5 protein-coding genes are annotated in these 11,339 nt (G+C 36.7%); all 5 read right to left on the bottom strand.

What is annotated here, in order from left to right:
• Window positions 1–165: 165 nt before the first annotated feature.
• The 5 genes from AACU98_RS01565 to AACU98_RS01545 all read right to left on the bottom strand — a co-directional run bounded on the left by AACU98_RS01565 (window position 166) and on the right by AACU98_RS01545 (window position 11,125).
• Window positions 166–3,207: a chondroitinase family polysaccharide lyase gene (locus AACU98_RS01565; protein WP_036918856.1), complete on the bottom strand. Its 3,042-nt coding sequence runs from the start codon at window positions 3,205–3,207 to the stop codon at window positions 166–168.
• A 57-nt stretch (window positions 3,208–3,264) separates the two neighbouring features.
• Window positions 3,265–6,330 (bottom strand): chondroitinase family polysaccharide lyase, encoded by a 3,066-nt coding sequence (locus AACU98_RS01560; protein WP_012368258.1) that lies wholly within the window; start codon window positions 6,328–6,330, stop codon window positions 3,265–3,267.
• A 12-nt stretch (window positions 6,331–6,342) separates the two neighbouring features.
• Complete coding sequence (locus tag AACU98_RS01555) at window positions 6,343–8,499, bottom strand: autotransporter family protein (RefSeq protein ID WP_161735398.1); 2,157 nt, start codon at window positions 8,497–8,499, stop codon at window positions 6,343–6,345.
• A 37-nt stretch (window positions 8,500–8,536) separates the two neighbouring features.
• Window positions 8,537–9,421: an OmpG porin family protein gene (locus tag AACU98_RS01550; RefSeq protein WP_004244192.1), complete on the bottom strand. Its 885-nt coding sequence runs from the start codon at window positions 9,419–9,421 to the stop codon at window positions 8,537–8,539.
• 144 nt (window positions 9,422–9,565) lie between these two features.
• Window positions 9,566–11,125 carry a sulfatase-like hydrolase/transferase gene (locus AACU98_RS01545; RefSeq protein WP_161735396.1) on the bottom strand — a complete coding sequence of 520 codons (1,560 nt, stop codon included), beginning with the start codon at window positions 11,123–11,125 and terminating at the stop codon, window positions 9,566–9,568.
• Between the last annotated feature and the right edge of the window lie 214 nt (window positions 11,126–11,339).

Here is an 11,339-nt window from a genome sequence, read left to right as displayed (position 1 = left end):
AGCATAACAAATTATTAAAATGAGACAACAGATTTATTATCAATAATAAATGAAGATATGATTTCTTATTATTTAAATAAAATAATTGATTCGCTAAATTGATTTATAAATAAAAAGAGTCTCGATTTTTTATATCGAGACTCTTTAATTTAAAAGTTACGACTTTTACTTAATTAAATAAACTGTTATTGGTATTGCTTGTATAGTCGTTGTTGTAATTAGCGTATTACTATTTTGATATCTAATATTAACACCTAATTGTGGTGTGGCTAATTTCCAAATCCCTTTTACAGTAACTGTACTACTTATTGGTTGAGGATCGGCTGTAAGCCATTGGCGAGAATAAACACTCACTTCAACCTGGTTACCCTTATTATCAATTTGGTCAGCTTCAATACCCTGATATAAATTTAAATCAGGATTAACAATACTTAGCGTTAATTGTTGTTTTTGTTTTTTTACCATTACCATAGTGGGGGAATCACTTGATAATAATAAAGCTTGAGATGAATTGACTTCGGTGGCATTAAAAAAAGCATATCCCTCTTCTTGCGTGATTTTATCTTTTACTGCATGAAGTTGATTATTATGCTGCAATACGGTGTATTCAGGCGCTTTATTATCTTGTGCTTCTATGGCTATTGCATATTCATAATTTGCATTTTTAGGGGCTTTACCGTGAGAGATAACGGCTGTTGCAAACAATTGTTCTGTTTGCTGTGAATTTCTGTCATCAACAGAGTATTGTTTTTGATAACTAAATTCTACCGTTTGCCCTTTAGCTAATTTATACAAGTTACCCGCCGGATCAATTAATGTATCGGCATTATTTAAGGTTAATTGAGTACCGAGTTGGTTCACTTTTTTACCATTAATTATAATTGATTGTAACTTAGGAACAGCAAACTGGAACAGTGTCGTTTCTGTTGTATGTTGTTTATCATTATTTTCAATACCAGAGCCTAATGCGATCACTCTATTATCAAATAAGAAATAGGATTTATTCGCTCTTAGACTTTGTTGTTGATATTTACTGTGACCATGTAATTTCATGGCAAACATACTGTTATTATTTAGTGTATTGGCACCAGAATAACGTTGTGTTGAAAGCAACATTTCTTCTATGCCTGCACTTGGCAATTGGCTTAGTTTTGCTTCTAGTTCATCATAAGGAAGGTGGATCGTAGTCGTTCCTGGATATCGATTCCAATCCCAACCTGCATGACTAAAACCAGATTTAGTTAAATCCGCAGGAATAATTTCAAGTTGCCCATATTGCAAGTAACGACCATAACGGTTGTTATTCTCATAACTTTCATTACCCACTAAATAACGACTAAAACCACGAGCGATAGCAAGCCAGCTTTGCTGTGGCGCTGTTATTGATGCTCTACGCTGGATTGCCATTGAAGCATAATTCATTGCCCATGCACCTACCGGTTCATTTTCTGCTTTAATACCTTCAAAGCTATCTTTGTTTGCTAATTTTGCATAAGCGGCTGCTAATGTAGTATCTAGCTCTTGTTTACCATCGGGCGTACCTGCAAGAGCCATCCATTTGAAGGGATCAATACTTATTTTATGTAACCCCGTAGGATGTCTGCCACTTAATACCAGAGGAATTTGTGTTTCTTTGGTATAGATACGCATTTTTAATAATACATCTTTTAAGCGTGCATGTGCTGGTGATGAAAGACGAAAAGGGGAATGACTTAAGGCATAAACACTAGGCGCTAAGCCACCAAATGCATCTTTGGCATAAGCTGGATAATGTTGTGAATGGTGAAAAATAGAGCCATCAGATTTAAAGCCACCAGCGACACCTTTAGAACTAAGAATGGTTTTGTTTAGCCAACTTTGCAATTGTGCTAAGGCTTGTTGGCGCTGTTGATAATCTGGCAACATCAATAAACTTTTTATCATCCACTGTAATTGGGTATTGAGAATATCGACATTTGCATCAACGATTTCATTATCTTTTTCAAATATGCGCCCTGTTGCGTTATACCACATCATGGCTTGTTGTGTCGGTGCTAACAGATTATGTTTTGCTAGAATATGGCGACCAATAAACCATGCATCAAAAAGCTCTCTTGTTTGATAACCTACGTGAGTAATAATTTGGTAACCACTCCCCCGTGTGAAACCTTGTTCAAGAACGTAACGAGTGCCTAATAAATAGAGCGTTTCTAATTTTTTTCTATCGATTGCTGATAAGGAGTGACTACGCAAGTAAATCGCTGTTTGAAGAAGCGTTTTGCCTACATCTCTTAGCATGTTGGCATCAAGTAATGCTTTTTGGGTTTCTTCACTAAAGACCCCCTCGACTTTGATAAAATTCTGGCGATTAGGATGATCAAGGGCTTTTGCGGTTATTGAGCCATCAGCATGTTGTTCTAAGGCTAATTTTTTCCATAATGCTAAATTTTTGTCGATCATTTCAGCGGTGATTTTTTTATCACGACTGACACCTTGATAGTATTCAAAACGTTGATAAATAGATGCCACTTCAGGCTGATCATCACGAAACTCAGTCGCAAAATTTAATGTAGGATAATGCGCTGTGAACATTTGATCGTACATCAATAATGCACTCCAATTTTTACTCACCATTGTATTTACTGCATTATTAACATATGGAATTTGATAGTCAGGAATAGGCCAACGATTATCTAAAGGTACGCTCATAATTATTTGATCAAAAAAAAGCGTACCTGCTTGATCTGGTGCAGTAATGACTAATTTATCTAATTTGCCTGTTGCTGAGCCTTTCATATCACGAAAAGGAACTGCAATACCTCGCCAACCCGTGAAATTCAGTTCCGTGTTAAAACTTAATGCTACTTGATTATTTTGTTTAAATTGTAATGTAAGGGGCGTTGACTGTGGTTTTTCATTGTAAATCCACATCATAAAAGTGAGTGGTGTTGCTGTATTTTTATCATCTTGATAATTAACTTCATTATTAAGTGTTAATGTTGATTGGGGTTGATACTGCCATTTGAGTGACTGTACGCCATCTTTAGCATGCTCTTTACTTAGTGATAGCTGATGGTCATTTGAGGTGCTCAAGGTATTTGGCATTTCATCTTCAAAAAGATAAAGATCGCCAAAAGGTTCATGAGAAAGAGAAGGTAATGCTTGTGCGGGTAAGGATAAGCAGAAACTTAGTGTAATCGCATAAGCTAAAGAATTTTTTATTAGCATAATCAGATTTCCTGCAAAATAAAAAAGGAACGCGAATGCGCTCCTTTAAAGGTTTAATCAAGAGAGAGGAGAGAGTTTAATTTCTTGTGGAATGCCAAAGTAACTGGTGAAAATAAGTTCGGTATTATCCCCAGAAACGTTATATTTTACCTCACTGTCTTGAGCTGTGGGTTGCCATTTCCCTTTCACTGTCACATTAATGGTGACGGGGGTTGCCGCTTTTTGGCGAGTCATATTTAAATCAGGTGTTACAGCACTCACCGTCAGTATATTTCCTTCCTGATGTGTCATAACAATGGACGGCTTATCGACTTTTTTGATCCATTTATCGTCAATGACTGCTGGTTGATAAAATGCATAACCTGTTATTTGACTGAGTTTATCGTAAATAATATGTACATCTTTATCTTTACGAATAACTTGGTATAACCCATTGTTAGCACGGAATTTCTCGGCTAATTGCGCCATTTTTTCCGGTGTTGCATCTAAGAAAACCATGTACTCATAACTATGATCTTTGGGTTGAATACCGTGGTCGATCCATGCGGAGCTAAAATTTCCTTGCGTGGGTTGACGATTTTTATTTTCAGCCGAAGTCTGGTGTTGGCGGCTGACATTCACTTTTTCTGCTTGAGTAATTAAATAACCGTTACCATTACTATCGATTATCCAATCTCCTTGTTTTAGCGTAGTTTGATAAGGAAAACCTTCTATTTTTTGGCCATTAATCCAAATAGTGTTTAACTCAGGCGTAATAGCATGTTGGAATAACGTTGTTTCCACAGGGTGATCTTTATCGCTGCTATTAATATTGCTACCGACAAAAATTAAATGGTTATCCGCCGCTAAGACGGTTTTTTTAGCGGTAAAGTTAGCATCAAAACGCGCAAGATTAGCGGGATAAAGAAGATCAAACGCCATCATGCCATATTTTCCTTCAAGGGCTGATGTGCCGCTAAATCCTCGCTCACCTCGTTGCATCAAGGTGTGTGGGTTAGGGCTATCAAGTTCTTTAAGCGGAAGATGAATGGTTGTGGCGCCAGGCATTCTATTCCAATCCCAGCCTTCTTGCTGATAGCCTTGTGAAAGTTGAGAGCCATTGCGAACGATTTGAGCAACACCATGACTTTGATAACGGCCATAACGGTTATCTTTATTGTAAATTTCAGATGACCATACATTGGTATTATAGGCTTTTAATGTCACCATTTTGTCTTGCCAACGGTGAATACCAAAGGCACCACCGTTAAAGGCATAGAACCCTTGAGGAAGGGACGCTGGCGTTATCTCTTCACCAAAAATAGTGGGAGATTCATTTCGCGATTTACCACTAATTGCTAAATAAATAGATGCTAACTGTTTATCTGGCGCTGGTTGGGCAGACATCGCGAGCCAATAGTAACCTTGTGCTATAGATTGTAGGGAAGGTGAGTTAAAGGGGTGTCTTCCCGCTAAAGGTAAGCCAACTTCAGGATTACTATAGATCCATGCTGAAATCATTGCCTTTTTTAGGTTATTCCAGCCACTTTCACCTACAGCAAAAGGTGTTTCTCGTAATAAATAAATCAGCTGTGAGGCATTTTTAAATGCTGGGAAAGAGTAGCCGGGATAATTACCTTCATGTCGCCATGCCGTACCATCAGGACGCAAACCGTCTTTACTCCCCGGTGGTACTTGAGTTAAGGCACCAGTGATATAATGACTAAAAGAATTGACTAAGTTAATACGTTTTTGATCATCGGGTTCAAGTAATAATAGCGCTAAATGTTGACGAGATAAGGTATTAAAATAGTCTAAATCAGAGCTATTTGCGCCAACTTTCATATCAAAACTACTTTTAAATTCTCGTGAATACCAAAGTAGAGAATCATAGACTTCTGTCTGTAGATTAGCTTCTTTTAGTGCATCAGCCATTAATAATGTAGAGATATACCACCAACGTGAACTATATCCCCAGTGGTGAGTGGTTACTAGGGCACTACCTTTGACAAATCCTTGATCTAATAGATGCTTGGTCATCAAGAGGTACATCTGTTTTAGCTGTTCTTTTTGTGTTGGATCTTTTTCGAGCACATAAGCACGGCTAATATTAAACATTAATGTGGTGTAGTTACCAAGAATGACGTAATTATCAAAAAGTTGCTTGTCTTGAGAATTAAGCTGTTCTGGCTGATAGATGATAGTTTGTTTATCGGTGATAAGATGTCGACCTTGCATTCCTCCATCCGAAAGAGGGCGAATATTCAGTGCCTCAAAATCCGTTTTTAGCTTGCTGATATTCTCTTCTAAAGCAAGATTCGTCTCTTTTTCACCACCAACAAATTCATTGATAAGACGTTGGCGAATAAGATCTATCGCAGCTAAATTTTCTGGTGTTACAGGTAATTGAGGTTGTACAGTGTGAAATTCAATTTCCGGCTCTGATAATCGTGTTTTTATTTGATAATCAGACCATTGATAACGGGCGTCATCAATAGAAAACATAATACGGTCGATATAGATTTCACCCTGACTGATATTAGAAGGGGCTTTAAAACGAATGCTGTCGACATTTGCACCTAAAGAGCGACCAATACTATCTTGAGTACCATCGGATGATGTATTTGTTGCATTTAAAGTCATCTCGCGATTTTCAAGATCGTTATTTAAAGAGATACCAATAGCACGCCAGCCAGTGAAATTTAGTTTTACTTTAAAGCCAGCTTGGGCTTCGCTGGTGGCATTGAGCTTTTCCCCTAAATCAACAGTGAGATAACCATCAATAGGTTTTTCGTTGTAAAGCCAAAATGATAAAACAGGTGTAGAAGCGCGTCCCCATGCTTTAGAGGCTTCTTTATCTGTGGGAACTATAAGCTTTTTATGTAAAGTAAAACTACTACCACCTTTCCATTGCCATAAAAGGGATTGGTTTCCCATAATGCTACGTTTATCAGATAAAGTTAGTGTTGAATTTTTATCTGATGAAAAATCAGCTAATGGATCACTTTGTGCAAAATGATAGATTTCTGATTGCATAAGATGATTGGGATCAAATGCAGGATTGCTGGTGGCAGCAATAACATGATAGGGGGTTGATAATAACCCCAATGTCATTGCAAGCGCAGTAAAACGAAATATCGGCATTATATTTTCTCCTTAGAAACGCTGGCTAACAGTAAAGCCGATACGCCCTTCATTGAATTTGTCATAACGCTGATATCCCATTGTTGTACCTAAATTTAACGATTGGGTAATATCAAGGTTTGCACCTAATTCAGCACTAATGATGTCACCACCAACGGTATTTCCTTTAATATCGAAGGTGCTTCCTCCAGTATTAAAATAGGTAAGGCTGTGGCGTTGATTAATATCGTTATTACCTGCAATATCTTTGATATAACGAAGGTTAAGAGAAGGGGTTAATTTGCCATAAGAGGTTTGGTAGTCATTCCATAAAGCAACAGAGCCACCTAATTGATTAACTGCGTAGCGTTGGCCATAAGTACGCATAGATAATGTAGAGCCTGTTTCTTCCCAAGAATCAATATTGAGCCATTGATATTGGTAAGTTAGCATCGGTTTAATATGGATAAAATCAAAATCCAAATAGGTGCCAGCGTTAATCTGATAGCCTAATTGCACACCAGAGTAGTCACCTTTTGCTTTGGTATTTCCTTGCCATCCCGTATTACCACCGATATCCCTCTCACTATCGACAGTGTAATAACCAATATTTAAATTACCGTTTAAGAATAATGTATCACTATACCAACCGGCATAAGGCATAAATTCAAAATGGCTAATTTCTTTGCTTGCATTACGTTGTTTAGCATCGGCTTTAGCGTAGTTATATGCTAAAGAAACGCCAATTAGCGCATCTTGATTTATTTCATAATCAGTACCGATTTGAATACCAGTGCGATAAGTATTGTAGCCGTTAATTCCACCTTGTTGACTTTGCGTACCATAACCGTACAGAATATTTGCCCAGCTATTCCAACCTATTTCTCTTTCTTCAATGGGGAGCTGATTATCATAGCGTAAGTAGCGATGAGCAATATTGTTGCGCATATCTTCAACCATGATTAATCCTGCTTGAATATCACTACCGTCAGCAATGGGCGCCAGATCATTTGATAGTGCAGCAATATTATTATCATTATTACCAGCGGCGACTAATAAACTTAATGCTTCATCTGAAATCTGGCTACGTGTATTATTAAATTCATTTAATACTGTTGGAATAATAAATTTAGCTGCTGCTAATCCATTCTCTGTGACATTGCCACGTTCAGCAGCGCTAATAAAATTATCCCCCCCTTCATAGCTAATACCATAACGCGCAATTAATTGATTACCACTGACACCACCGCTAATATTTGGTGGTGTCGTTTCTAACCATGAATCTGTTTTTTCTAATAAAGGTGAAATATCTGGCGCTATGGCATTTGCATCAGTCACTGTAATGCCCGCTTCATCTTTAATTGCCGAGTCTGAAGCAATTAATACAATATCTTTATTAATGATGTTATCAACACTGGTGCCTTTAAAATCAAGTTTTGCTTGGCTACCTTTTTTAAAGGTGACATCGCCGGTAACATGTAAGATAGTTTCATCAGTATTGGTATTATCATCAAGGCGGAAAATAAGCTGGCTATTTTCCTTATTCATGAAGTTACCTTCCCATTGAATGGTTTTATCTTTACCTTGGATAGTTAAATTGCCATGGTTTTCAATTAAAGGAACACCGGTAATTTTATAGCCGTCAAATAATGCATTTTGTGCTCCTCCCTGATAAGCAAAATTGATTTTGGTATCCACATGATTATTCCCTAAAATATCACCGTGGATCTCGCCATTAACATCACTTCTAAAGCCTGTTTTTAAAGTGCTAAAATCAATCGCTGCGGTTTTTCCTCTGATAATAGCGCCATCTCGAATATAAACACCTGTTCCTCGTTTAGGAAAGTTACCTTCAACTAATATTGCTGTACCATTTTCACTAGCGCCATTTAAATTAATATTACTACTAAAAGTAGCGCCCTGATTTATTTTAATTGCATTTGCTCCATTACCAGTAACAGTAATGTTTTTTGTAATTGCTTGAGCTTTATATTCTGTTGATGAGCCATTAAATACTACACCGTCACCTTGTGATACATTAACATCTTTATTTATTTGCGCTGTATCGCCATTATTAATGTTTACGGTTTCACAAATGTTTAAAGTACTATCGCAATCAGCCGCTACGGCTGAGCCATATATAGCTGAAAGGACAGCAGCACTTAAAAATAACAAATTTTTATTTTTCATGAGATATAACCTTATGACTATTATATGGTTTTAATTATTAGAAAGTTGCTCTTACCGATACTTTAAAATAATCTTGAGTTGACTTGCTGCCGTTATTTTTATTCTCAACACGCTCATTATAATATTCTGTCATAACACGCCATTGAGGAGATATTTGGTAAGCCATTTGTAAGGTATAACGAGTCATATCTTTATCGATATATTCACCTTTATTTGTTCTGTCTTCTATTTTTCCAAAAATAGACTTACGCATTGAGGGAGAAATAATAACACCGATAGGTGTCGTCCAGTTTACATACATACGTAATTGCTGGTTGTGATTTGTTTCTTTTGTATCATACTCTTCATGTCTTATTGCTTGTTTTCCACCATCAAAATAAGCCACTGTTGTATTGAGATTCGGGGTGATAAAGTAGCGAATACCGGGTTCAATTTCCCAACCTAAATAATCCGTATTAGTGACGCCATTACTTCGTTTGTCCTCTTTTTTTTGTAATCCAAACAAAACACTACCGGTTAAAACCCAGTCTTTATTAATAGGAAATTGATAATTTGTTTTTGATTCATAAAAGTCGATAGTTAAACGGCTACCATTATCATAGTTAGTTAAATCTTGACGTATTTTTAATCCTGGTTGTATCCAACCATTATTTAATTTAAAACGATAACTACCTTGTAAATCATAACGCTGATAACGATTTTTATTGTCATGTTCACGCTGACGAAAACCGACGTCAAAATACCAGTTCGATTTGTCTGGATTAATATTAAAATCAACACGATAACCAGAATAGTTATTCGATGTATCATAATCAGCAGATTCCCACGAGAACATCGCATTAACTGTTGCTGCGTGAGAATGAAAAGAAGTTAAAGCTAAGCCAAAAAGAGGTAAGAAAAGCACAATACGAAGTTTGTTCATGGTCTATATCCAATTCTTTATTCGCTTTTATTTATATCTATTTTTAGATGTAGGACGTCTTCCTTTTATTTTATTAAAAGGATTTTTATATTAGCGAATTAGGTTTATATATAGCGCCATAAGGTTATGGCGCAGATGTTTTTATTATTTTTCTTCACATATTGATATTTTTTTATTTAATTTATTCGTTGTCGCTGTAATAAACTCAGTCGCTCTCCAAGAATCTCCTGTTTTTTCTAACCAAGGGGTTAATTCTTCTTTAATTAATTTATCAATTAAAGGCATATTATCTTTGGCAATATTTTTCATTTGATATGGATCGTTCACATTGTCATATAAAGTATATTTTAATGGTTGCCCATCTTGCCTATCTATCACCAAAGTATGAGTTTTTGTTCTTACACCTCGTTTACCGAATGAAGGTTCACCATAAGGAATAAAAAGATAAAGCTGAGAGTTTGCTGTGTCGCCTTTGCCTGTGATGACTCTATCTGCAAGATCTGTGCCTTCTACTGAATCAGGGATCCATTCTGATAAACCAAGTAACCCTAAAATAGTTGGGTAAATATCAGGTGCTGACATTAATGCATCATCAAAACCTGGTTTGATTTTACCCGGTAAGCGAAACATCATAGGGACACGCATCGATTCTTCATACGGATTATTTTTTGTTGCTTGTCCATTTGATCCTAAGCAACTGCCATGATCAGAGAAGAAAACGACGAGAGTATTATCTGCAAGGCCCTGTTTTTCTAATTCATCGACAATGCGACCAAATTGCTCATCAACACCGTTGACCATTGCCATATATTCTTTGAAATATTGAGGCCCATAACCTTCTTGATATTCACTGTCCCACTGTACATTAGGGCGTGTATTTAACTCTTTTGATGTTTTACCTTGATAAGCATCGAGGTATTTTTTCGGTACTTGATCATAAGGAGAGTGAGGTGGGTTCATTGAAACCACTAATGCAAACGGTTTTGAATTATCTCTAAATTGATTATTTTCATTTTTGAGGAACTTGATTGCCATATCGGCTTCATGTTCAGGCCCCCATTGATCGATATAAATCGGTTTATCACGAGGTGTATCGTTTGCCCAATACATCGGTTTCAAGTGTAAGTCATAAGTACCATAAGAATACCAAAAATCAAAACCATGACGCCTATCTGGAGCAGCCCATTCATTCCAATAACGACCTTCCATTGGATTATTGTAACTTTCAATAAAAGGCTCATAGGGAGCATCAAGGTGCCATTTGCCAATATACCCAGTGCTATAATCTAAGGATTTAAGTATGTCAGACCAGCATTTTGCGTAAGGAGACAAGTCAATACCTACTTTTCCACCGTAATCATGGGCATTACCTGTGATACCATTACGCACAGGGTACTGACCTGTCATAAACATGCCTCGAAAAGGGGAGCATAGAGGGTAATTTGATGCCATTTGTGTCATTACTTTGGCTTGTTTGGCAAATTTATTAAGATTTGGTGTAATCGATGGATCTTCCCCCATAAACTGTAGAGCATGGGCTCGCATTTCATCAGGAAAAACAATTAATAAGTTAGGTGCATTTTCTGGTCGAGTGCGTTTGCTTGCTGTAAAGTCATCTGAAGTAGCAAGAGCAGGTGTAGAAACAGAGATTGCAGCCCCACTGGCGGCAAGACCTTTGATAAAAGTTCTACGGGAAACAGTCATTGCTTCCTCCTATTTTACGTTTGCTTTCGAATTGGTGGTATTTATCTTATTTATACTTTTATGCAAGATCAAAAAGTAAGTTAACGAAAGATCTAGAATTGAAGGAGAGATCACAGAATGGTGTCAAATTGTAAGCAATTTGATAGAGAAAAGTCGGATTCAAATATTGTTAATAATTATGAGTTAATTTATGAAATATTAATAACTGATTGAT

This window comes from Proteus sp. G4380, assembly GCF_963885725.1.
GTDB lineage: Bacteria > Pseudomonadota > Gammaproteobacteria > Enterobacterales > Enterobacteriaceae > Proteus > Proteus mirabilis.
The sequence above is the reverse complement of the archived record's forward strand: the minus strand, read 5'-3'. Positions and strand labels throughout refer to the sequence as shown.